Raw genomic sequence first — 22554 nt, 5'->3', positions numbered from 1 at the left:
TCGGCTATGTCTGAACTGCACGGTGGTCCCGGGGCTCTGTTCGCGATCGGTGGTGCCGAGGACAAGCTGAAGAAGCGCACGGTGCTGCAGGAGTTCGTCGAGGCGGCCGGTGGATCGAAGGCGCGGATCGTGGTGGTGCCCACCGCGTCGGCGCTCGGGCCGGATGTGGTCGACGTCTACCACGCGCTGTTCGCGGCCCTCGGGGCGCAGAGTGTCGTCGGGGTCCGCCCGGAGAACCGGGAGGACGCCGACGACCCGGCGTTCATCGCGCCGCTGCACGATGCCACCGGCATCTTCATGACCGGCGGCAACCAACTGAAGCTCGCCGGTGTCGTCACCGGTACGGCGTTCGGCCGGGCCGTGACCGCGGCCCACGCGCGCGGAGCGGCGGTCGGCGGTACGTCGGCCGGGGCGAGCATCCTGGCCGAGCACATGATCGCCTTCGGCCGGTCCGGCGCCACACCGCGGCAGCGGATGAGCCAGCTGTCGAACGGTCTGGGCTTGGTGCAAGGCGCGATCGTCGACCAGCACTTCGCCCAGCGGAACCGGTACGGGCGACTGCTGTCGCTGGTCGCCCAGTCCCCCGGCTTGCTCGGCATCGGCGTCGACGAGGACACGGCGGCCGTCGTCCGAGGCACTCATCTCGAGGTGGTCGGCCGCGGCGCGGTGACGATCTTCGACGGCAGCCGCATCACGTCGAACGCACACCACGCGAGCCGCTCGGAGCCGCTGCTCGCGTCCGGCGTCGTACTGCATGTGCTGCCGGCGACGGCGACGTTCGACCTGCAGGCGCGCGTCTTGCTCTCGTACGGCGCGCAGCCGCCGGCCGAGGAGATCGCCGGACTGGAGGCCGCCGAGGCGGACCTGCGGAAGCTGGCCGCGGAGATCGCGGCTGAGGGCGTCTCACCCAAGTACTACGCCGATCGGAAGAAACGCGCCGGACGGCGGACGGCGAAGGCCGTACGCCCAGTGGCTGCCGGGGAGTCCAGACCGGAGGCGACCGAGCCGATCACGGCCGGCGCCGAACTCGACACCCCCGACCGCTTCGACCCAGACAGTGGGACCGCATGACTGAGACGACCGCCACCCACGGGACGCCGAGCCCGGACCTGAAGATCATCGAGACCCGCGTCTACCGCGGGCCGAACGTGTGGAGCTACGAGCCGGCGATCCATCTGGTCGTCGACCTGGGCTCGCTGGAGAACTTCCCGTCGAACACGATTCCCGGGTTCACCGAGAAGCTGCTCGAGCACCTGCCCCGGCTCGACCAGCACCACTGTTCGCGGGGTCGCCGCGGCGGCTTCATCGAGCGGCTGAACGAGGGCACGTGGCTCGGTCACATCGCCGAGCACGTCGCACTGCAGCTGCAGCAGGAGGCCGGCCACGACATGCGGCGCGGCAAGACCCGCCAGGTCAAGGGCCACCCGGGTCGCTACAACATCGTCTACGCGTACGCCGACGAAGCCGTCGGACTGGCCGCCGGTGAACTGGCCGTGCGGTTCGTCAACAACCTCGTCCAGCCGGACCCGGAGTTCGACTTCACCGTGCAGCTCGAGACGTTCATCAAGCAGGCGGAGCGGACCGCGTTCGGTCCGTCGACGCAGGCGATCGTGGACGAGGCCGTCTCCCGCGACATCCCGTGGATCCGGTTGAACAAGGCCAGCCTGGTCCAGCTCGGCCAGGGCGTGCACGCGAAGCGCATCCGCGCGACGATGACGTCCGAGACCGGCTCGATCGCGGTCGACGTGGCCAGCGACAAGGACCTGACCACCCGGCTGCTCGCGTCGGCCGGTCTGCCGGTCCCGCGGTCGGAGTCGATCCGCACCGTCGAGGAAGCCGTCGCGATCGCGAACAAGATCGGCTACCCGGTCGTCTGCAAGCCGCTCGACGGCAACCACGGCCGCGGTGTCTGCCTGAACCTGCAGACGGCCGACGACGTCCGCGAGGCCTTCCCGATCGCCGCCGAGCAGTCCCGCCGCGGCTGGGTGATCGTCGAGAACATGGTGGTCGGCAAGGACTACCGCTGCCTGATCATCAACGGCCGGATGGAGGCCATCGCCGAGCGCGTCCCCGCGCATGTCGTCGGTGACGGCGTGCACACGGTCGCCGAGCTGGTCGACATCACCAACGCCGACCCGCGCCGCGGCGTCGGGCACGAGAAGATCCTGACCCGGATCACGGTCAACAACGCCGCCCGCCAGCTCGTCCGCGACCAGGGTTTCGAGCTGGACGACGTACCGCCGGAGGACGTGATGGTGAAGCTCACGCTCACCGGCAACATGTCCACCGGTGGCATCTCCATCGACCGGACCTGGGAGGCGCACCCGGAGAACGTCGAGATCGCCGAGGAGGCGGCCCGGATGATCGGGCTCGACATCGCCGGCATCGACTTCATCTGTCCCGACATCACCCAGCCGGTGCGCGAGACCGGCGGCGCGATCTGTGAGGTCAACGCCGCCCCGGGCTTCCGGATGCACACCAACCCGACGATCGGCGAGCCGCAGTACATCGCCAAGCCGGTCGTCGACATGCTGTTCCCGCCCGGCGCGACCAGCCGGATCCCGATCGTCGCGGTGACCGGCACGAACGGCAAGACCACCACCTCACGGATGATCAGCCACGTCTTCAAGGGCATGGGCCGCAAGGTCGGCATGACCTCGACCGACGGCATCGTGATCGACGAGCGGCTGGTGATCCGCGCCGACGCGTCCGGCCCGAAGTCGGCCCGGATGGTGCTCCAGAACCCGCGCGTCGACTTCGCGGTCTTCGAGGTGGCCCGCGGCGGCATCCTGCGGGAGGGCCTCGGCTACGAGCGCAACGACATCGCCGTGGTGCTGAACGTGCAGCCCGATCACCTCGGTCTGCGCGGGATCGACACCCTCGAGCAGCTCGCCGACGTGAAGGGCGTGCTGGTCGAGGCCGTGCCCCGCACCGGGTACGCCGTACTGAACGCCGACGACCCGCTGGTGCGCAAGATGCGGCGCAAGTGCTCGGGCCAGGTGGTGTGGTTCAGCATGGCCGAGCCGGGCAGCGAGGTCCGCGACTACATCGAGGGCCACTGCCGTCGCGGCGGCCGCGCGGTCGTCCTGGAGCGCTCCGACCTCGGCGACATGATCGTGGTCAAGCACGGCCGCCGGTCGATGCAGCTGGCCTGGACACACTTGCTTCCGGCAACCTTCGGCGGCCGGGCGATGATGAACGTGCAGAACGCGATGGCCGCCGCGGCCGCCGCGTTCGCGGCCGGCGCGCCGCTGCACGACATCCGGCAGGGCCTGCGGACGTTCAACACGTCGTACTACCTCTCCCCCGGCCGGCTGAACGAGATCGACGTTGACGGCCGCACCGTGATCGTCGACTACTGCCACAACGCGCCCGCGATGCGGATGCTCGGCGACTTCGTGGACCGGCTCGGCGAGAGCCTGAACGCCTCGTCCGAGCTCGGCCGGCCGTCGCGGATCGGCGTGATCGCGACCGCGGGCGACCGGCGCGACGAGGACATCCTCGAGCTCGGGGAGGTCGCGGCCCAGCACTTTGACGTACTGATCGTCCGTGAGGACGCGCGGCTGCGCGGCCGCCAGCGCGGCGAGCTGGCCGACCTGATCCAGACCGGCGTCCGGCGCGCGATGGAGAACGGCGCCCGGTGCCGTCAGGTCGAGACGGTGATCGACGAGCTGACCGCGATCCGGCATGCGCTGGCTCGGTCGAACCGCGGCGACCTGGTCGTCCTGTGCGTCGACCAGCACCAGACCGTCCTGACCGAGCTCGAGTCCGTCTCGCATCTCGCCCAGGCCGGTGCGCGCTCGGGCGACGAGGGCGGCGACCCCGACTTCGTCAAGCCTGCCGAGGAGGCCGACGTACCGGCGGAGTGATCAACTGGCGGAACTCGGGAGGGTGCAGGGTCGTTGGCCGTTGCGTGAAGATGAAGTTGCTGGCGGCCACGATCGCTGTCGCTCTCCCGGTCCTGCTCTCGTCCTGCGGCTCTCCGGAGACTCCCAAAGCTGCGGTTGCGGAGACTCCGCGCGTCCTGGTCGAGGACGCCTGGGTGCGGGCGACGGTCGGCACCAAGGACACCACGATGACCGCGGCCTTCATGGCGCTGACCAACCCCGGCAACGCCGACATCAAGTTGATCTCGGCAACGTCGCCGGTCGCGGGCATGGTGCAGCTGCACGAGATGGCGATGAAGGACGGCAAGATGGTGATGCAGGAGAAGGCAGGCGGCGTCACCGTCCCCGCCACTTCGCACGCGCATCTCTCCCCCGGCGGCGACCACATCATGCTGATGGGCCTGAAGAAGGCGCTGAGGCCCAGTGACGAGGTCCCGCTCAGGCTCACATTCTCCGACAACACCACGCATGACCTCACGGTGCCGGTGAAGGCATTCACGGAAGAAGAAGAGCACTACCACCCCACGCCGACGCCCAAGTGAAGCCATCGCGCCGGCAACTTTTCGGGTACGCCGGTGCAGCCGCCGCCGGCGCTGCGGCCGGCGGCGCCGCGGTCGTTGCCTTCGACAAGGAACCACCCGTACCCGCACCGGTCAGCCGGCTGATCTCCCCGTACGGCGACCACCAGCCGGGGATTGTGGCGGCCGCGCCGCGGCATGGCGAGTTGGTGGCGTTCACGCTGTTGCCGTCCACCGACAAGGCAGCACTTGCCCGGTTGATGCGGTTGTGGTCGGCGGATGTCGTTGCGCTAGGCAACGGTCGGCCGGCGCCCGGGGACACTGCGCCGGAGCTGGTGACAGCCAACGTGCGGTTGACGACGACGGTCGGGTTCGGAGCGCGGGTGTTCGAGTTGGCCGGGCAGAAGGCGGCGGCGCCGGATGATCTACCGGTGATGCGGCATGACCGGCTGCAGGCGGCGTGGTCGGGCGGTGACCTGCTCATCTTCGTCGGCGCCGACGACGAGCTGAGCGTCGTCCACGCCGTACGGCGCTTTGTCGCGGACGCGAAGCCGTTCGCGACGCCGGTCTGGCGGCAGAGCGGCTTCTGGAACAGCACCGGCCCCGACGGGCAACCGGTGACCGGCCGCAACCTCTTCGGTCAGGTCGACGGCACCGGCAACCCGGCCGTCGGTACGCCCGAGTTCGACGCGACCGTGTGGACGGCCGACGGCGGCACGACCCTCGTCGTACGGCGGATCCAGCTCAACCTCGACACCTGGGACGAGCTCACCCGCTCCGAGCAGGAACGCGCGGTCGGCCGCAAACTCAGCACCGGCGCACCGCTCACCGGCACCGCCGAACACGACGAGCTCGACCTCGACGCGCGCGACGCCGACGGCCGCCCGCTGATCGCCGCGAACGCCCACGCGCGACTGTCCCACCACTCCGAGAACGACGGCCGCCGGATCTTCCGCAAGGGCCTCAATTACGTCCACGACACCGGCACGAAGCGTGAGTCCGGTCTGATCTTCCTCAGCTACCAGGCTGACATCGCCGGTCAGTTCCTCCCGCTACTGGCCCGCCTGGACGCCGCCGACGCGCTCAACGAATGGACCACGACGATCGGCTCCGCCGTCTTCGCGATCCCGCCCGGCTTCCAGCCCGGCGGCTGGCTGGGGCAAAAACTTCTCGGCTGAGGTGCGGATCACCGCCGACGGGATCCGTTAGCCCGCGCGGAAGCTCAGGAACTTCGTGCTGGGGTAGCTGTGGAAGTTGTTGGCCGGCTCCAGCGAGGCAGGACCGCTGCAGTCGGCGGTGCGATACAGCAGGACATCCTCGGCCGACCAGTTGAACAGCGACCCGGGAGCGAAGGCGAGCTGGGTGCAAGCAGCGGGCACGTCGGTGTAGATCAGCGACTTGCCACCGAAGCTGGTGGTTTCGTAGAAGCAGGCCAGGCCGGGCTCGCAAGCAGTGCTCTCCGAGTACGCCGACGCGGGGGTCGCGGTGGCGGCGAGCAGCAAGGTGGTGGCAGCGGCGCCGAGCAGGATGTGACGGTTCACGGAAGACTCCTGGTGAGAGAAGGACGGTTCTCCGACACCGACGAGCTTATGGTTGAACCTTCACTCAGACTGCGCTTTCCGGCGTGTTGCGGCGGGAGAGCAGGCGGCGGCGCGGCTCGTCGCGGTCGATCCAGTCCAGGTCGTCACCCAGTACGGCGTCGTTCGGCCGGTCGGCGAACGGGTCGGGCGGCGGCGGGACCGGCGGCAGGGCGCGGAGCTTCAGCGCGACCATCGGGATCGCGAGCAGGACGGCGACCACGAGCCAGGCGCCGTACTCACGCAGGATCGGTTCGAACGAGTTGAAGAACGCGTCCATCGCGGCGTCCACGGTCGGGTTGAAGGCCTGACCGTCGGGCGCACGCTCGATCGTCTGGATCGCGGCGACCACGCCGAAGGCGGCGAGGTACCAGGCGGCCAACGGCACCCAGAAGTACGCCGAACGCCACCCGCGCAGCCAGCAGGCGACGTACAGGAGCAGAGCGAGGCCGACGCCGACGAGCAGCCCGTTCAGTTGCCACAGCCAACGGAAGTCGGTGAGGTGGGCGGCTGGGCGCAGGGCGTACCAGGCGATCGGCAGGGCGAGCGCGAACGCGGCGACCACCGTACTTCTGGTGCCCACGGCACCGAAGATCGCGCCGAGAGCACTTGCCGCCAGCAACGAGATCAGCAGATCCCGGTCCTGCCAGGGGTTTCCGCTCAACCACCAGGCGCCCGCGGCAACGACCAGCACGACCGGTACGGCGACGCGGATCCGCGCGATCAGCAGACCCGCCAGCACTCCCCCGGCGAATCCACCGAGCAGCAACAGATCCAGCCGCGGCGGCACGAACAGCGTCGTACCGCCTGGCAGACCCTTCAGGTATCCGGCGGAGAAGCCACCCACGAACCAGGCGGCCACAGCAGCCGGGATCGACCACAGGTAGCGCATTCTCATCCCCGTCCCACCCCAACCACGGGCGGTGGGGCTAGTGCTGGGCTCTCTCGACCTTTGCCTTCAGATCTTCCGGTGTGTCGACGGTAGCTCCCTCGGACCGCAACCACCCGTCAAGACTCGCCCGATCCTGCAGAGACATCACCGCGACCACGTCACCCGGCTGCGCCTGGGCGACCAGCGACTGCGCCGCCTCGAGCTCGGTCGGGAAGGCCGGTACGTCGTCGACGCCGACCGACGCGGCTCCCTCGCGGAAGACCGCCTCGAGCTCCGACGGCGGCCGCCCGCGCAGGTACTCGCTCTTGTGCCCGATTGCGACCTGGTCGGCACCCCGCGCACCGATCGCACCCAGCGCGGAGACCATGTCGTCGGCGCGGTCGCCCGGCGAGCCGAGCGCGAGCAGCAACCGGCTGCCTTCGTGGCGGACGCCGTTCATGATCTCGAGCAGCGCTTCCAGGCCGGCCTCGTTGTGCGCGAGGTCGATCACCACGGTGAAGCCGCGCAGCGAGTACATGTTCATCCGGCCGGGGTTGTTCTCGTTCGGCGCGAACGAGCTGAGCCCGTCGATGACCGCCCCGCGCGGCAGCCCGAGCCCGAGCGCCGCTGACGCGGCCGCGAGCGCGTTCTCCACGTTGTAGTGCGACAACCCCGACAACGTCATCGGTACGTCGACGACCTTCAGCAGCGGTTCCGGATCACTGGCCTGGTCGAGCACCGTGATGAACCCGTCGAGCACCGTGGTCGCCCGGCCGCCCTCGTCGAGGACCGTACGGATCGACGGCGAGTCGGGATCGCGTGAGAACACCCAGCACTTGGCTGGTGAACCGAGTCGCATCGCGAACGTGCGCGGGTCGTCGCCGTTCACCACGCACCAGCCGCGCGGGCGGGTGATGTGGGTGATGACCGCCTTCACCTCGGCGAGCTGGTCGACGGTGTCGATTCCGCCCAGGCCGAGGTGGTCCGCGGTGACATTGGTGACGACCGAGACGTCGTTCGAGACGACGCCGACCCCGCGCCGCAGGATGCCACCGCGGGCGGTCTCGGTGACCGCGAGCTGGATCCCCGGCTGGGACAGTACCTGCTCGGCGCCGCTCGGGCCGGAGAAGTCGCCGTACTTGACCAGTTCGCCGTCGAAGTACACGCCGTCGGTGCTCGACCAGCCGACGTGCAGCCCGGCCGCGCGCCCGATGTGGGCGATCATCCGGGAGGTCGTGGTCTTGCCGTTGGTCCCGGTGACCGCGACGACCGGCACCTTGGGCCGGATGGTCGGCGGTACCTTGCCGGGCGGTTCGTTGCGAACCCGCTCACCGACGGACGCCATCAGCTCCGGCAGGTGCTCGGCGCCGAACGCGTCCAGCACCTCGACGATCGCCGCGGCCAACGCCCGAGCGCGCTGCTCGTGCGCCCACGGGAACGCGACCACGAGCCGATGGTTGTCCGCCTCCGGCCGGACCCGGACACCGATCCGGCCGATCCCGGCCTCGCGCGCGATCCGCCGTACGACGTGACCGGTGACGCGGATCGCGAACCGCTGCCGGAAGCCGGAGCCGATCCGCCCCGGCCGGGTGCTGCCCAGACCGACCGCCTGCGCGTACGCCTTCGCGGCCGGCGCCGGAGCGTCCACCAGCGTGGTCACATCGAGCGTGAGCTTGATCGCCGCACGGCTGAAGTAGAGGTTGGCGCCGTCCAGGACACGGAGCTCAACAAGGGAGGTGGGCACCCCCTCACGCTCCCATCGCGTGGTAGCCGCCGTCGACGTGAATGATCTCGCCGGTGGTGGAGGGGAAGAAGTCACTGAGCAGGGCGACGATGGTGCGGCCGGTGGGTTCCAGGTCGGTCGGGTCCCAGCCGAGCGGGGCGCGCTCGAGCCACGGCTCCTCGAACTTCTCGAAGCCGGGGATCGCCTTCGCGGCCAGCGTTTTCAGCGGGCCGGCCGAGACCAGGTTGCAGCGGATGCCCTGGGCGCCGAGGTCGCGGGCCAGGTACCGGCTCGTCGACTCCAGCGCTGCCTTGGCCACGCCCATCCAGTCGTAACCCGGCCAGGCCACGGTCGCGTCGAAGGTCATCCCGACGACACTGCTACCGCGGGGCATCAACGGCGCGCAGGTGGTGGCCAGCGACTTCAGCGAGTACGCCGAGACGTGCACCGCCTGCGCCACGTCCTCCCACGGGCCGTCGAGGAACTTGCCGCCGAGAATCGTCTCCGGGTTCCCGTACGCGATCGAGTGCACGACGCCGTCGAGACCGTCGACGTGCTCGCGCACGGCGTCCGGCAGCGCGGCCAGGTGCTCGGGGTTCGTGACGTCCAGCTCGAGCACCGGCGGCTCGGTCGGCAGGCGTTTCGCGATCCGTTTGGTGATGCTCAGCGCGCGGCCGAAGTTCGAGATCAGCACGGTGGCGCCCTGTTCCTGCGCCACCTTGGCCGTCGCGAAGCCGATCGAGGAATCCAGCGTGACCCCGGCGACCAGGATCCGCTTGCCGTCGAGGATGCCCACCGGCGTCCCCCTTCTCAAGAGTGGTGTCAGTTGCCCATGCCGATGCCGCCGTCGACCGGGATCACCGCACCGGTGATGTACCCGGCCTCCTCGGAGGCGAGCCAGCGGACCGCGTGCGCGATCTCCTCGGTCAGGCCGAACCGGCCGAGCGGGATCTGGCTCAGGTACTGCTTGGAGGTCTCTTCCGGCAGTACGGCGGTCATGTCGGTCTCGACGAATCCCGGCGCGACCACGTTGGCCGTGATGCCGCGGCTGCCGAGCTCGCGCGCGATCGACCGGGCCATCCCGACCAGACCGGACTTGCTGGCCGCGTAGTTCACCTGCCCGGCCTGGCCGAGCAGACCGACCACCGAGGAGATGAAGACGATCCGGCCCTTGCGCAGCCGCAGCATGCCCTTGGCCGCGCGCCGGGCGACCCGGAACGACCCGGTCAGGTTGGTGTCGATGACGGCGTCCCAGTCGTCGTCGGACATCCGCAGCAGCAGGGTGTCGCGAGTGATGCCGGCGTTGGCCACCAGCACCTCGACCGGACCCTGCTCCTCCTGGATCGCCTCGAACGCGGCGTCGACCTGCTCCTGGTCGGTGATGTCGCACTTGACGCCGAAGAAGCCTTCCGGCGGCGGGCTGCTGTTGTAGGTGACAGCGACCTGGTCACCGGCTTCCTTGAACGCTGTCGCGATCGCCAGCCCGATCCCGCGGTTGCCACCGGTCACCAGCACAGACCTGCTCACAAAGACTCCTCACCCGTCGCCAGTCGTAGCCGAACGCTATCCTCAGGAGTCTTCGAGCCGGAAACCGACCTTCAGTCCGACCTGGTAGTGGTCGATCCGGTTGTCGACGATGTGGCCGCGGATCTGGGTCACCTCGAACCAGTCCAGGTGCCGCAGGGTCTCGCCGGCCCGGGTGATCGCGTTCGTGATCGCCTCGTCGACGCCCTCCTTCGACGTACCGACGATCTCCGTGACTCTGTAGGTCCGATCCGTCATCAGGCTTCCTTCCGTAGCGGCGTACCGTGGGTGATGGTGAGGAGGATAGATGTCGAAACGTCGTGAACGGTCCGGCGAAACGGTCATTTCGGTGACGAGTGCGCAGCCCGGCCGTTCCGAGGACCTGGACACCCGCATCGTCCGGTACGCCGCGATGATGGGACTGCGGGTCGCCTGCTTCGTGCTGGCCGTCTTCACGCCCTCGCCGTGGCGCTGGCTGTTCGTCGTCGGAGCCGTGTTCCTGCCGTACTTCGCGGTGGTGCTGGCCAACGTCGCGAAGACCGCGACCCAGGACAGCGGCACGCCGTACGTCGCTCCGCAACGGCCGGCGCTGGACGTCGCCCCGGGCCCGGTGATCACCGTCGATCCGGACCCCGAACCGGTGCAACAGACCGACACCGAAAAGTGATCTGTGCCGGGACTGGAAAGTTCGCCGGGTTCCGTGTCAGAATCTCCCGCGTGCGCTGAAGTTCACCGTTGGAATTCAGCCTCTTGATGCGGCGTCGGACGGCTCCCCCCGTGGCTGTCCGACGTCGCTTCATTTGTGCCCGGGACAAATCTTTACCCAGGCTTTTGATTGTTGAGGGATCAGGAATCCATGCCCGAGATCTGTTCCGCGAAGGACTGCCGTACCGCTGCGACCTGGGCGTTGCTGTGGAACAACCCGAAGATCCACACGCCGGACCGGCGCAAGACCTGGCTGGCGTGCGACGAGCACAAGGCGAGCTTGTCGGACTTCCTCGACCGGCGCGGATTCCTGCGCGACGTCGAGCCATTCACGAACTCGTAGAGAAAAAGAGAATTTCCGCTTATCCGCCGATGGCGGACATCGGGCGCACCGGTTGCAGGAACGCGGGATCGTTGATCCCGTGCCCGGGGAGTTTCTTCCACATCGCCCGCCGCCAGCGATCGGCGAGTTCCGCGTCGTCGGCGCCGGAGCGCAGCGCGGCGCGCAGATCGGATTCGGTCCGGGCGAACAAACAATCCCGGATCTGACCATCGGCCGTCAGCCGGACGCGGTCGCAGTCACCACAGAACGGCCGGGTGACCGACGCGATGATGCCGACCGTCTGCGGGCCGCCGCGGACGCTGAAGATCTCGGCCGGCGCACTACCGCGGGCCGCCGCGTCGGTGGGCTGCAGGCCGAACGGCACACTGAGTTGCTCGAGGATCTCGTCCGCCGTCACCATCGTGGCCCGGTCCCAGCCGTGCTGCGCGTCCAGCGGCATCTGCTCGATGAACCGCAGCTCGTAGCCGTGCTCCAGGCAGAACTCCAGCAACTCCGGCGCGTGGGTGTCGTTGATACCCCGCATCAGGACGGCGTTCACCTTCACCGGCTTCAGTCCGGCCTCCTGCGCGGCGGCCATCCCGGCCAGCACATCCTTCAGACGATCCCGCCGAGTCAGCTCCACGAAAGTATCGGGCCGGATGGTGTCCAGACTCACATTCACCCGATCCAGCCCGGCGGCCTTCAAGGCCACCGCCTGGCGGGCCAGCCCGATTCCGTTCGTCGTCAGTGACACCTCGGGCCGTGGCTCGAGTGCCGTTGTCTGCTCGACGATGCCGACGAGGCCGCGGCGCAGCAGCGGCTCACCGCCGGTGAAGCGGATCTCCCGGACACCGAGCCGCGTCACCGCGATCCCGACCAGGCGAACGATCTCGTCGTCGGTCAGGAGCTCCGGCTTGGCGAGCCAGTCGAGGCCCTCTTCCGGCATGCAATAGGTGCAGCGCAGGTTGCAACGGTCGGTCAGCGAGACCCGCAGGTCCGTCGCGACCCGGCCATAGGTGTCAGCCAGGCCTGTCTGCGTCGTCTCCTCGGTCGCCGTCACACGGCCCAGAGTACGTGCCGGACGCCAGGGGTTTCAGGCCATGGCTTAAGTTCGAGACGTGCGTCGACTGATGAACGTCCGGTGGCTCGGCGCCGCGCTGACGATCCTGGTTCTGGCCGCGGTCTGTATTCAGCTCGGCCGCTGGCAGCTGCATCGGCTGCACGACCGGGAAGCACGCAACGAGGTGACCCGGTCCAACCTGGCCGCTCCGCCGGCGCCGCTCGACCAGATCGTCGGCCCACAGGCCGTCGTCGGCGACCAGCACGCCTGGCGGACCGCGGTCGTCACCGGCCGCTTCGACGCTTCCCAGCAGATAGTTCTGCGCTATCGGAACGTGAACGACCGGCCCGGATTCGAGATCGTCACACCGCTCGTCCTTCCCGACGGGAAGGCGATCCTGGTCGACCGAGGCTTCCTCGCCCGCCAGGCCGCGGAGCTCGCGCCGAACCACATCCCCGCCGTACCGGCTGGTGAGGTGACGGTCACCGGGCGGCTGCGGCGCAGCGAGCGCGGCGGGCACACCAACGGCGGTACGCCGGACAACGGCACCGCGCGGCTGATCAACGGACCCGAGTACGCCAAAGCTCTCAACCTGAACCTGTACGACGGGTATCTGACCGTGGACAGCCAGGTACCGGCCAACGACCCGGCGTTCGGGAAGTTCCCCGGACCCGAGATCGACAGCGGACCGCACTTCTTCTACGCCCTGCAGTGGTTCCTGTTCGCGATCCTCGCGGTCGGCGGGCTGATCTACTTCACCCGCCGCCCGGCCGTCGACGCGGCCGGCGAGGTTGTTGCCGAGCGCAACGAAACCCCGGAACCCGCCGCGCCCCGGGAATGAATCGAACGCTTGCCGTCGGCCCCGAACTTCTCGAGGTGCGGAGCTTGCGGGGGTGAGGCAGGATGGTGCCGTGGACCTTGGACTGCGCGACCGTATCTACATCGTCACCGGTGCCAGCACCGGCCTCGGCTTCGCCACCGCGAAGGCACTGGCCGCCGACGGCGCCCGGCTCGTCATCTCCAGCCGGAGCGAGGAGAACATCAACCGGGCCGCCGCCGAGCTCGGCGAGAACGTGGTCGGCATCCCGGTCGACAACGCCGACCCGGAGAGCGCCGAGCGGCTCGCCGCCACCGCGATCGCCAAGTGGGGCGCCCTGCACGGCGCCCTGATCAGCGTCGGCGGACCGAAGCCCGGCAGCGCGCTCGACTCCGACGAGTCCGACTGGACGGCGGCCTTCAACAGCGTCTTCCTCGGTGGGCTGCGGATCGCCAAGTCGGTGGCCCGCGCGGGCTCGGACGGTACGTCGATCGCCTTCGTCTTGTCCACGTCGGTGAAGGCCCCGATCCCCGGCCTGGCCATCTCCAACGGTCTGCGCCCCGGCCTGGCGATGGTCGCCAAGACCCTGGCCGACGAACTCGGCCCGAACGGCGTCCGCGTCAACAGCCTGCTGCCCGGCCGGATCGCCACCGACCGGCTGCGCGAGCTCGACGGCAAGGGCGGCGATCCCGAGGTGGCCCGCCGCAGCGCCGAGCGCACCATCCCGCTGCGCCGCTACGGCGACCCCGACGAGTTCGGCCGTGTGGCCGCCTTCGTCCTCTCCCCCGCCGCGTCGTACCTGACCGGCGCCGTCATCCCCGTCGACGGCGGCGCCCTCCGCTCCCTGTAGGAAGTGAGATCTTCACACCAGTTCTTGGTAATTCCTCGCGTAGATCACAGAGGCGCTGTTATCTTCTAACAACCTCATTCGCCCCCTTTGGAGGGAACTGACCTATGCGACGAACCAAGATCCGCACGGCCGGCGTACTGCTCGGCACCCTGACTCTGATGGTCACCATGACCGGCGTCGCGAACGCCGCCTCCTTCAGCTACGGCGCCTACGAGGGCGGCGGCTACGGGCTCTGGCAGCAGGACCCGGGAGAAGACCCGCGGCCGTTCCACAGCGGGACTGCCCCCGGGGACGCGATCGCCGCGTGCGACATAGAGGCGGACGGGTGGGGAATCGAGGTGCGGCTGGACATCGGCCGCAACGGCACCATCGACCGCAAGATCAGCACCCGAGGCCATGCCGCCGAGTGGTGTTCGGGCTGGGCCAGCGGCGACATCCCTGAGGGCACCCCGGTCCGGGTCTGGGTCGTGAAGGTCAACGGCACCACCGACTACCACCCGGTGTACAAGGACGGCACCGCCTAGTCCTTCGGGCGGTCTTTGTCCTTGGAGGGTTGGACGCGCTTGGGCTCGCCGGGCATCTTCGGATACTCCGGCGGGTAGGGCAGGTCGGCCTCGCCGTGGTCACGCTCGTGCTTGGCCGACAGCTCCAGCAGCGATTCCAGCGAGAAGGCCTGCTCGCCGACCGCGGCGTGCAGGTCACCGACCTCGGCGAACCGGGCCGGCATCGTGAGCACATCGAAATCGTCCGGTACGACGTCCTCGAGCTCCTCCCAGCGCAGTGGCGCCGAGACCCGGGCGCGCGCGTTGGGACGGACCGAATAGGCCGAGGCGATGGTCCGGTCCCGGGCCATCTGGTTGTAGTCGATGAAGATGCGCTCGCCGCGTTCTTCCTTCCACCAGTTGACCGTGACCTGGTCGGGTAGCCGCTTGGACAGCTCGCGCCCGAGCGCGATCACGGCCCGGCGCGCCTGGACGAAGTCCCAGCGCGGCTCGATCGGCACGTAGACGTGCAGACCGCGGCCACCCGAGGTCTTCGGGAACCCTTCCAGGCCGTGCTCCGCGAGCAGCTCACGCAGCGCCGGGGCAACAGCGACCGCACTCTTGAAGTCCGTCCCCGGTTGCGGGTCGAGGTCGATCCGCAGCTGGTCGGGATTGTCGAGGTTCGGCCGGCGGACCGGCCAGGGGTGGAAGGTCAGCGTCCCCAGGTTGACCGCCCAGGCCACCACGGCCAGCTCGGTCGGGCAGACCTCGTCGGCCGGCCGGCCACTCGGGAACTTGATGGTCGCCGTCTCCACCCACTCGGGCGCTCCCTTGGCGACCCGCTTCTGATAGAACGCGTCGCCGCGGTTGTCGGCCCGGGTGGAGAGCTTCGCGCCCTCGAACCAGCCGCCGGGCCAGCGCTCCAGCGTGGTCGGCCGGTCCCGGAGCGCGCCCAGGATGCCGTCGCCGACCGCGACGAAGTAGTTCACGATGTCGAGTTTGGTCAGCCCGCGGTCCGCGAAGTACGGCTTGTCCGGGTTGCTCACCCGCACCTGCCGCCCGCCGATCTCGAGCTCGATCGCCTTGGTCGCCGCCATGCGGTGACGCTACCGCCCAGGACGGACAATCGAGGGAATTACGGCGGAAAGGCAACTTTTCGCAAACCCTGGCCACGCCGGGTAACTGGGCGGTAACGTACACGCACTTCGTTCCTGGGGCGTGAGGCCTCCGGGACGCTTCTTGAAGGAGCGCGAGGATGAACAGATCCGCCCTGTTCGCCGCTGCCACCGCAGTTGCGACCACTACCGCCCTCGGGCTGACCTCGGCCACCACCGCCACCGGTGCGCCCACGGCAGCCCCTCTCCCCACTCCGGCAGCCGCCGTCGCCCGGGCCAAGGCAGCCGTCGGCGACAACCTCGCCGGGCTCAAGGCCACCGCCGCCGACGCGTTCGCCGTCCGGGACGTGATCGTCGACAAGTCCGGCGCCACCCACGTCCGGATGGACCGCACGATCGGTGGGTTGAAGGTCCTCGGTGGCGACGTCGTCGTCCACCAGGCCGCCGACGGCGCCTGGAAGGGCGCGAGTGTGACCCTGACCAAGAGCGCGAACGTCGACCGGACGCCGAAGGTCAGCATCGCCACCGCCACCGGCAAGGCGCTCGCGAAGGGCCAGAAGGCCGAAGGCAAGCCCGCCCTGGTGATCGAGGCCCGCAAGGGCGCGCCGCGCCTGGCCTACCTGGTCACCACGACCGGCACCCAGGCCGACGGGACGCCGAGCCACATCACGACCACCATCGACGCCCTCACCGGCGCCAAGCTGGTCAGCGAGCAGCACATCGAGACCGCGACCGGCGATGGCCAAAGCCTGTACTCCGGCACCGTGCCGCTGGACACCACCGCGGCCACCGGCGGCTTCACGCTGACCGACCCGGCCCGCGGCAACGGCTTCACCGGTGACGCGAACAACAAGACCGAGTCGATCCTGTGCCAGCTGTTCGGCTTCGGCTGCATCGTCCCGACAAAGTTCACCGACGCGGACAACCACTGGGGCACCGGCGCCAACGCCGACCGCGCCACCGCGGCCGTCGACGCCCACTACGGCGCCGCGACGACGTTCGACTACTACAAGAACACGCACGGCCGGAACGGCATCTTCAACGACGGCAAGGGTGTTCCGAGCCGCGTGCACTACGGCTCGAACTACGTCAACGCCTTCTGGGACGGCAAGCAGATGACGTACGGCGACGGCGACAACGTGATGGCGGGACCGCTGGTCTCGATCGACGTGGCCGGCCACGAGATGTCCCACGGCGTCACCTCGGCCACCGCGAACCTGACCTACTCCGGTGAGTCCGGCGGCCTGAACGAGGCCACCAGCGACATCTTCGGCACGCTGGTCGAGTTCTACTCCAACAAGGCCGCCGACCCCGGCGACTACTACATCGGCGAGCGGATCATGAAGGACCGCCCGGCGCTGCGCTACATGGACAAGCCGAGCAAGGACGGCAAGTCGGCCGACTGCTGGTCGTCCGGAGTCGGCAACCTCGACGTGCACTACTCCTCCGGCGTCGCGAACCACTTCGCGTACCTGCTCGCCGAGGGCACCGGCCCGAAGACCATCGGCAACCTGCCGCACAACGGCAGCACCTGCAACAACACGTCGCTGACCGGCATCGGTCACGACAAGCTCGGCAAGATCTGGTACCGCGCGCTGACCGTCTACATGACGACCAGCACCAACTACGCGCAGGCCCGGACCGCGACGCTGAACGCGGCCACCGACCTGTACGGCGCGAGCAGCCCCGAGCGGGCCGCGGTGGCCGCCACCTGGACGGCCGTCAGCGTCAACTAGCAGCTGGTGAGTTCGCCGGTCCTGCCCCACTGGGGCGGGCAGGACCGGCGAATGATCCCCCGTGTGGTTTCAGCTGTTCACGTACTGGACCTTCCGGCGGACCTGCGCGGGTGTGAGAATCCGCGACATGTCTGCCCATCTTCGACCGAGCCGCCGCCTGGGCGCGCTGGTCATCAGTTCCACACTTATCGCCTCCGGCGCGGCCGTCATCGCGGCCGCCCCGGCGGGCGCCGCCTCCACCTCGGTCGTCATCACCGAGGTGTACGGCGGCGGCGGCAACAGCGGAGCGCCGTACACGAACGACTTCGTCGAGCTGACCAACAACAGTTCCGCTCCGGTCGACCTGACCGGCTGGACGATCCAGTACGCCTCCGCGGCCGGCACTTCGTGGACCAACAAGATCACGCTCACCGGCTCGATCGCGCCCGGCGGGGTCTACCTCGCCCAGGGCGCGTCCGGCGGCGCCAACGGGCAGCCGCTGCCGACGCCGGACGCCACCGGCAGCGTGAACATGTCCGCCGCCTCCGGCAAGGTCGCCCTGGTCTCCGCGACCGCCAGCCTGACCTGTACGACGGGCTGCGCCACCGCGCCCGGCGTGGTCGACTTCGTCGGGTACGGCGCCGCCAACGACTTCGAGACCGCTGCCGCGCCAGGCACCTCGAACACGACGTCAGCCACCCGCAAGGTGCCGACCACGGACGCCGACAACAACAGCACCGAGTTCGCCGAGGTAGCGCCGTCGCCGAAGCTGCTGACCAACACTCCGCCGCCGCCGGACCCGATCGACGCGAAGATCCATGACATCCAGGGCGCCGCGCACCTGTCGCCGCTGGCCGGCAAGCTCGTCGGCAACGTCACCGGCGTGGTCAGCGCCAAGAGCAGCAACGGCTTCTGGTTCCAGGACCCGCAGCCGGACGACAACCCGGCGACCAGCGAGGGCCTGTTCGTCTTCACGAGCTCCGCGCCGACAGTCGCCGTGGGCGACGCGGTGACGGTGCAGGGCACCGTGGCCGAGTTCCGGCCGGGCGGCTCCGGCGGTACCACGAACCTCACCACGACCGAGCTGACGCAGGCCAAGATCACGGTCACCGGGACTGCCGCCGTACCGGCTCCGACGCTGGTCGGCCCGGGTGGCCGGGTGCCGCCGTCGACCGTGATCGACAACGACTCGTCCGGTGACGTCGAGACCACCGGCACATTCGATCCCGCCGAGGACGGCCTGGACTTCTGGGAGTCGCTCGAGGGCATGTGGACCGGCATCGCCAACCCCGAGGTGACCGGGCCGACCAGCTCCTTCCGCGAGCTGTCCGTCGTACCGGCGGGTTCGGGTGTCCGCACTGTTCGGGGCGGCATCGTGTCGCAGAAGACCGACAGCAACCCGGAGCGGATCCTGCTCGACGACCTGCTGACGCCGATCCCGGATGCGAAGACCGGTGACAAGCTGGCCGGAACCGTGGCGGGCATCGTCGACTACGGCTTCGGCAACTTCAAGCTGCTGCCGACCACGACGCCGACCGTGATCGACGGCGGTGTGAAGCGCGAGACGACCAAGGCGTCCTCGCCGCTGCAGGTCTCGGTCGCGACCTTCAACGTGGAGAACCTGGACCCGTCCGACGGCGACGCCAAGTTCGACGGACTCGCCCAGGCCGTGGTGAAGAACCTCGCCTCGCCCGACATCATCGGGCTGGAAGAGGTCCAGGACAACGACGGCGCGACCAACTCCGGTACGACGGCCGCCAACCTCACCCTCGACATGCTGACCGCGGCGATCGTGAAGGCCGGCGGACCGACGTACGCGTATCGCCAGATCGATCCGGTGAACAACGCCGAGGGCGGCGAGCCGGGCGGCAACATCCGGGTCGCGTTCCTCTACCGCACCGACAAGCCGGTCAAGTTCGTCGACCGCGCCGGCGGCGGTTCCACGGTCGCGACCACGATCACGACCGACCGGTTCGGCCGGCCGCACCTGAGCGCCTCTCCCGGCCGCGTCGACCCGGCCAACCCGGCCTGGGCCGCCACCCGGGTCCCGCTCGCGGGCGAGTTCACCTGGCACGGGCAGAGCCTGTTCGTGGTGGTCAACCACTTCAGCTCCAAGGGCGGCGACACGCCGCTGTGGGGCCGGACCCAGCCGCCGGTCCAGTCGTCCGCGCCGAAGCGGCACCAGCAGGCGCAGGCCGTCCGCGGCTTCGTCGACCAGATCTTCGCTCACGACAAGGGCGCGAACGTGATCGTGCTCGGTGACCTGAACGACTTCGACTTCTCCGAGACCACCGACATCCTGGTCGGCTCGGGCAAGACCGCGCTGATCGACATGCCCCGGACGCTGCCGCTCAAGGAGCGCTACAGCTACGTGTTCGAGGGCAACAGCCAGATCCTCGACCAGATCCTGATCTCGAAGAACCTGCAGCCGGCCTCGTCGTACGACGTGGTGCACATGAACGCGGAGTTCCCCGACCAGATCAGCGACCACGACCCCCAGGTGGTGCGGGTGATCCCGCTGCCGTCCTGGATCCGGTAGGTATTGCCGCAGTCTTACGTGTCGGCGGTGGCGCGGGGTTTTCCTTGCGCTACCGCCGATACTTATGAGGTGACTGATTCCACCAAGCAGTACGCCGTTCAGAAGTCCGAAGCGGAGTGGAAGGCGCAGCTGTCCCCCGCGGAGTTCCAGGTGCTGCGCAAGGCCGGTACGGAGCGACCCTTCACCGGTGAGTACACCGACACCAAGACCGTCGGTGTCTACAAGTGCCGGGCGTGTGACGCCGAGCTGTTCCGGAGCGAGACGAAGTTCGACTCGCACTGCGGCTGGCCGTCGTTCTTCGCCCCGCTCGCCGAGGACCGAGTCGAGTACATCACCGACACCACGCTCGGGATGAAGCGCGTCGAGGTGCGCTGCGCGAACTGCGGCTCGCACTTGGGCCACGTGTTCGAGGGCGAGGGCTACGGCACCCCGACCGACCAGCGCTACTGCATCAACAGCGTCAGCCTGACTCTCGCTCCCCAGTAGACTGCTGCGGTGCTGGATGTCCTGGGTGCTGAGCAGGCGTGGGAGGTGCCGGGGGCCTGGGTGACGGCCGTCCGGCAGAGGTTGCACGGCTGGGGTCACGACGCGCGGTCGTTGCGGCCGCTGCGCCCGGATGCCTTCGCGGGGTTCGCGAAGGGGACCCCGGCCGCGGTGTGGTTCACCCACCAGGTCGCCCCGCTGCTCGCGGGGTGGATCCCGGTGCTGCACGGCCCGTACGCCGATCTCGGCGCCGAACTGACGCGTGAGTTCCAGCGGCCGACGTACCGGGTCGGCGGAGCCGGGCACATCGTCCAGATCGCCGCGACCGACTGGCCGCTGCAGGTGATCGCGGGCGCGCAAGGATTCCGCGAGCCCAACCGGCGGCACGCGGTCGAGGTGTCCCGGGACGTCGTCGCGATGTTCCTGGACGCGCCGCCGCTGGCCGCACGCGCGAAGGCGCTGACTGCCGTGTTCGACCGAATCCTCGCGGACCGCGAGGCGATCCACCTGCACACGACCGCGGACTATCCGGCGATCGTGCAGTACTGGCGGACGTCGGCGCTCACGGAGGCGGAGCGCGTCGTACTGCCGGAGCTGTCCGGCCCGAACGCTGCGCTGCGCTATTCGCTCAACTCCCTGCGGGACGCGCACGCCAAGCTGCTGATGGCGATTCCGGATGACGATGCCGGTGACTTTGCGCAGCTGATGGCCGGGATGGTCCTGGCCGGTCGGCTGAGCAGCCTGCCGCCGGCCGTCGCGCAGATCCTCGGCCCGGCCGCACAAGACGTCGAAAAGGCCTTCGCCTCCGCGCGGACCGGCTTCCGGCCGCAGGCCTGGCTGTCGACCAACACTGATTGGCTGGCGCGCGCCGTACGGCATGATCAGCGCGCGACCGCCCGCATGTGGGCCGCGGCGGCCACCCGGGTCTCGATGCACCTGTCCGGCGCGCTAAACGACGGGCCGTGGCCGGACCCGCAGATCCCCGATCTCGACGCGCTCTTCCGGCTCCTCGACCGGGACCGTCGGCCGATGGCGGCGGTCGAGCAGACCGAGGTCTCGCTCTCGTCCGCCTGGGACAACGCACAGCCGAGCAACCCCGCGGAGAAGCCGAAGCCCGCCGTACTCGGGCCGGTTGACTTCACCAACGACCCGCTCGCCGAGCTCGACTCGCTGGTCGGGCTGGAGTCGGTGAAGGACTCGGTGCGCAAGATGGTCGCCGAGGTGAAGACCAACCTGCGCCGCCAGGAGCTCGGCCTGCCGAGTCACGAGCGGGCCCGGCACATGGTCTTCGTCGGCAAACCCGGTACGGCGAAGACGACGATCGCGCGGCTGCTGAGCCGGATCTACCACCAGCTCGGCGTCCTGGAGAAGGGGCACGTGGTCGAGGTCGACCGCTCCGACCTGGTCGGCTCCAGCACCGGTACGACGGCGCCGATGACCGCGGAGAAGTTCCGCGAGGCGATCGGTGGCGTGCTGTTCGTCGACGAGGCGTACACGCTGGTCCCGGAGAACAGCCCGGGTGACTACGGCCTGGAGGCCATCGCGACGATCCTGAAGCTGATGGAGGACCACCGCAACGACTGCATCGTGATCGTCGCTGGGTATCACCGCGAGATGCAGCGGTTCATGGAGTCGAACACCGGTCTGGCGTCACGGTTCCCGAAGCTGCTGTCGTTCGCCGAGTACGACACCAACCAGCTGGTCGCGATCTTCGAGCTGCAGGCGCGGTACAAGGGCATGACGTACAGCGACGACGTACTGGACGTGGTCCGGTCGATCATTCCGCCGTCGCCGCGAGGTCACAACTTCGGCAACGGCCGCTTCATCCGCAACGTGCTCGAAGAGGCGATCTCGAACCAGGCGACCCGGTTGTCCGCCCGCGACCCCGACAGCCTGACCGAGAAGGACCTCCGCGAGCTACTGCCCGAGGACGTCCGTCCGCCGATGTCGATGCGCGCCGAGGACTACCTCTTCCAGAAGCCCGGCACTTAAATCGGGGTGGCGAGCGCTACCGGGTTGCCCTCGGGATCGGCCAGGTAAGCCTGGCGCTCGCCCCACGGCATCGTGGCCGGCTCCTGGAGCACCGGGTGCCCGGCCGCGCGGAAGACCGCGACCTCGGCCTCGACGTCGTCGACGTACACGAAGAGCTCGAAGCGCGGCGCCGTACCGACGGTGATGCCGAGAGTCGCCTCCGGCCAGCTGGAGTCGGCGATTCCCAGTGAGGAGTCGCCGCGCTCCAGACCGACGTAGTGCGGGTCGCCCTCGAGCGGGAACTGGTACGTCATCTCGTAGCCGAGGAGCGCGTAGAACTCGACCGACCGCCGGACATTGCTCACGTAGAGCACCGGGAACGCCTTGCGCTGCAT

General features: G+C 69.2%; 22 protein-coding genes. 13 read left to right on the top strand and 9 right to left on the bottom strand.

Annotated features, from left to right (window positions below):
* Window positions 1–6: 6 nt before the first annotated feature.
* The 4 genes from ABZS29_RS31055 to ABZS29_RS31040 are packed head-to-tail and all read left to right on the top strand — an operon-like array spanning window position 7 to window position 5583.
* The gene (locus ABZS29_RS31055) at window positions 7–1071 is read left to right on the top strand and encodes a cyanophycinase (RefSeq protein ID WP_355467268.1); all 1065 of its coding nucleotides are present in this window, start codon (window positions 7–9) and stop codon (window positions 1069–1071) included.
* A complete protein-coding gene (gene cphA / locus ABZS29_RS31050; protein WP_355467266.1) occupies window positions 1068–3869 on the top strand; it encodes a cyanophycin synthetase in 2802 nt (933 codons plus the stop codon). The genes ABZS29_RS31055 and cphA overlap by 4 nt, the downstream gene beginning before the upstream one ends.
* 50 nt (window positions 3870–3919) lie before the next feature.
* Window positions 3920–4429 (top strand): copper chaperone PCu(A)C, encoded by a 510-nt coding sequence (locus tag ABZS29_RS31045; protein ID WP_355467525.1) that lies wholly within the window; start codon window positions 3920–3922, stop codon window positions 4427–4429.
* Window positions 4426–5583, top strand: a complete 1158-nt coding sequence (locus tag ABZS29_RS31040) for a Dyp-type peroxidase (RefSeq protein WP_355467264.1) — start codon at window positions 4426–4428, stop codon at window positions 5581–5583. Before ABZS29_RS31045 ends, ABZS29_RS31040 begins: the two co-directional genes overlap by 4 nt.
* A gap of 27 nt (window positions 5584–5610) precedes the next feature.
* On the opposite strand, the gene ABZS29_RS31035 is transcribed toward ABZS29_RS31040, so the two are convergent.
* The 6 genes from ABZS29_RS31035 to ABZS29_RS31010 form a co-directional block, all read right to left on the bottom strand.
* Window positions 5611–5946 carry a hypothetical protein gene (locus ABZS29_RS31035; RefSeq protein ID WP_355467262.1) on the bottom strand — a complete coding sequence of 112 codons (336 nt, stop codon included), beginning with the start codon at window positions 5944–5946 and terminating at the stop codon, window positions 5611–5613.
* A gap of 64 nt (window positions 5947–6010) precedes the next feature.
* Complete coding sequence (locus ABZS29_RS31030; RefSeq protein ID WP_355467260.1) at window positions 6011–6880, bottom strand: hypothetical protein; 870 nt, start codon at window positions 6878–6880, stop codon at window positions 6011–6013.
* 31 nt (window positions 6881–6911) lie between these two features.
* Window positions 6912–8597 carry a Mur ligase family protein gene (locus ABZS29_RS31025; protein WP_355467258.1) on the bottom strand — a complete coding sequence of 562 codons (1686 nt, stop codon included), beginning with the start codon at window positions 8595–8597 and terminating at the stop codon, window positions 6912–6914.
* 4 nt (window positions 8598–8601) lie between these two features.
* Complete coding sequence (gene fabI / locus ABZS29_RS31020) at window positions 8602–9372, bottom strand: enoyl-ACP reductase FabI (RefSeq protein ID WP_355467256.1); 771 nt, start codon at window positions 9370–9372, stop codon at window positions 8602–8604.
* Window positions 9373–9398: 26 nt separating this feature from the next.
* Entirely contained in the window at window positions 9399–10103 is a 705-nt protein-coding gene (fabG, locus tag ABZS29_RS31015) for a 3-oxoacyl-[acyl-carrier-protein] reductase (RefSeq protein ID WP_355467254.1), read from the bottom strand.
* A gap of 42 nt (window positions 10104–10145) precedes the next feature.
* Entirely contained in the window at window positions 10146–10358 is a 213-nt protein-coding gene (locus ABZS29_RS31010; protein ID WP_355467252.1) for a dodecin, read from the bottom strand.
* A 49-nt stretch (window positions 10359–10407) separates the two neighbouring features.
* On the opposite strand from ABZS29_RS31010, the gene ABZS29_RS31005 reads away from it, so the two are divergent.
* Both ABZS29_RS31005 and ABZS29_RS31000 read left to right on the top strand, forming a co-directional pair.
* Window positions 10408–10767, top strand: coding sequence for a DUF3099 domain-containing protein (locus ABZS29_RS31005; RefSeq protein ID WP_355467250.1), 360 nt, complete (start codon window positions 10408–10410; stop codon window positions 10765–10767).
* A 189-nt stretch (window positions 10768–10956) separates the two neighbouring features.
* Entirely contained in the window at window positions 10957–11148 is a 192-nt protein-coding gene (locus ABZS29_RS31000; RefSeq protein ID WP_355467248.1) for a hypothetical protein, read from the top strand.
* Between the two features lie 19 nt (window positions 11149–11167).
* Here ABZS29_RS31000 and moaA read toward each other — a convergent pair whose 3' ends face one another.
* On the bottom strand, window positions 11168–12187 hold the full coding sequence (gene moaA, locus ABZS29_RS30995; RefSeq protein WP_355467246.1) for a GTP 3',8-cyclase MoaA: 1020 nt from the start codon (window positions 12185–12187) through the stop codon (window positions 11168–11170).
* 58 nt (window positions 12188–12245) lie between these two features.
* Between moaA and ABZS29_RS30990 the strand changes: the two genes are divergently transcribed.
* The 3 genes from ABZS29_RS30990 to ABZS29_RS30980 all read left to right on the top strand — a co-directional run bounded on the left by ABZS29_RS30990 (window position 12246) and on the right by ABZS29_RS30980 (window position 14378).
* The gene (locus ABZS29_RS30990; protein WP_355467244.1) at window positions 12246–13028 is read left to right on the top strand and encodes an SURF1 family protein; all 783 of its coding nucleotides are present in this window, start codon (window positions 12246–12248) and stop codon (window positions 13026–13028) included.
* Between the two features lie 70 nt (window positions 13029–13098).
* Entirely contained in the window at window positions 13099–13854 is a 756-nt protein-coding gene (locus ABZS29_RS30985) for an SDR family oxidoreductase (RefSeq protein ID WP_355467242.1), read from the top strand.
* A 104-nt stretch (window positions 13855–13958) separates the two neighbouring features.
* Complete coding sequence (locus ABZS29_RS30980; RefSeq protein WP_355467240.1) at window positions 13959–14378, top strand: hypothetical protein; 420 nt, start codon at window positions 13959–13961, stop codon at window positions 14376–14378.
* Here ABZS29_RS30980 and ligD read toward each other — a convergent pair.
* Window positions 14375–15433, bottom strand: a complete 1059-nt coding sequence (ligD, locus tag ABZS29_RS30975) for a non-homologous end-joining DNA ligase (protein WP_355467238.1) — start codon at window positions 15431–15433, stop codon at window positions 14375–14377. The genes ABZS29_RS30980 and ligD overlap by 4 nt on opposite strands.
* 158 nt (window positions 15434–15591) lie before the next feature.
* Here ligD and ABZS29_RS30970 point away from each other — a divergent pair, with 158 nt between their 5' ends.
* The 4 genes from ABZS29_RS30970 (at window position 15592) to ABZS29_RS30955 (ending at window position 22180) form a co-directional block, all read left to right on the top strand.
* Window positions 15592–17187 carry a M4 family metallopeptidase gene (locus ABZS29_RS30970; RefSeq protein WP_355467236.1) on the top strand — a complete coding sequence of 532 codons (1596 nt, stop codon included), beginning with the start codon at window positions 15592–15594 and terminating at the stop codon, window positions 17185–17187.
* 127 nt (window positions 17188–17314) lie between these two features.
* Window positions 17315–19705: a lamin tail domain-containing protein gene (locus tag ABZS29_RS30965; protein WP_355467234.1), complete on the top strand. Its 2391-nt coding sequence runs from the start codon at window positions 17315–17317 to the stop codon at window positions 19703–19705.
* A gap of 69 nt (window positions 19706–19774) precedes the next feature.
* Window positions 19775–20191: a peptide-methionine (R)-S-oxide reductase MsrB gene (gene msrB / locus ABZS29_RS30960; RefSeq protein WP_355467232.1), complete on the top strand. Its 417-nt coding sequence runs from the start codon at window positions 19775–19777 to the stop codon at window positions 20189–20191.
* A 9-nt stretch (window positions 20192–20200) separates the two neighbouring features.
* Window positions 20201–22180, top strand: a complete 1980-nt coding sequence (locus ABZS29_RS30955; RefSeq protein WP_355467230.1) for an AAA family ATPase — start codon at window positions 20201–20203, stop codon at window positions 22178–22180.
* On the opposite strand, the gene ABZS29_RS30950 is transcribed toward ABZS29_RS30955, so the two are convergent.
* Complete coding sequence (locus ABZS29_RS30950; RefSeq protein ID WP_355467228.1) at window positions 22177–22554, bottom strand: VOC family protein; 378 nt, start codon at window positions 22552–22554, stop codon at window positions 22177–22179. The genes ABZS29_RS30955 and ABZS29_RS30950 overlap by 4 nt on opposite strands.

Origin of the sequence: Kribbella sp. NPDC005582 (genome assembly GCF_040605415.1) — a bacterium.
Taxonomy (GTDB): Bacteria; Actinomycetota; Actinomycetes; order Propionibacteriales; family Kribbellaceae; genus Kribbella.
This window is presented reverse-complemented; position numbering and strand designations above follow the sequence as displayed.

Bases quoted from the DNA above. Each gene is read 5' to 3' on its own strand.
- ABZS29_RS31055 (WP_355467268.1), top strand. From the start codon at position 7: ATGTCTGAACTGCACGGTGGTCCCGGGGCTCTGTTCGCGATCGGTGGT.
- cphA (WP_355467266.1), top strand. From the start codon at position 1,068: ATGACTGAGACGACCGCCACCCACGGGACGCCGAGCCCGGACCTGAAG.
- ABZS29_RS31045 (WP_355467525.1), top strand. From the start codon at position 3,920: ATGAAGTTGCTGGCGGCCACGATCGCTGTCGCTCTCCCGGTCCTGCTC.
- ABZS29_RS31030 (WP_355467260.1), bottom strand. From the start codon at position 6,880: ATGAGAATGCGCTACCTGTGGTCGATCCCGGCTGCTGTGGCCGCCTGG.
- ABZS29_RS31010 (WP_355467252.1), bottom strand. From the start codon at position 10,358: ATGACGGATCGGACCTACAGAGTCACGGAGATCGTCGGTACGTCGAAG.
- ABZS29_RS31005 (WP_355467250.1), top strand. From the start codon at position 10,408: ATGTCGAAACGTCGTGAACGGTCCGGCGAAACGGTCATTTCGGTGACG.
- ABZS29_RS31000 (WP_355467248.1), top strand. From the start codon at position 10,957: ATGCCCGAGATCTGTTCCGCGAAGGACTGCCGTACCGCTGCGACCTGG.
- ABZS29_RS30980 (WP_355467240.1), top strand. From the start codon at position 13,959: ATGCGACGAACCAAGATCCGCACGGCCGGCGTACTGCTCGGCACCCTG.
- ligD (WP_355467238.1), bottom strand. From the start codon at position 15,433: ATGGCGGCGACCAAGGCGATCGAGCTCGAGATCGGCGGGCGGCAGGTG.
- ABZS29_RS30970 (WP_355467236.1), top strand. From the start codon at position 15,592: ATGAACAGATCCGCCCTGTTCGCCGCTGCCACCGCAGTTGCGACCACT.
- ABZS29_RS30965 (WP_355467234.1), top strand. From the start codon at position 17,315: ATGTCTGCCCATCTTCGACCGAGCCGCCGCCTGGGCGCGCTGGTCATC.
- ABZS29_RS30950 (WP_355467228.1), bottom strand. From the start codon at position 22,554: ATGCAGCGCAAGGCGTTCCCGGTGCTCTACGTGAGCAATGTCCGGCGG.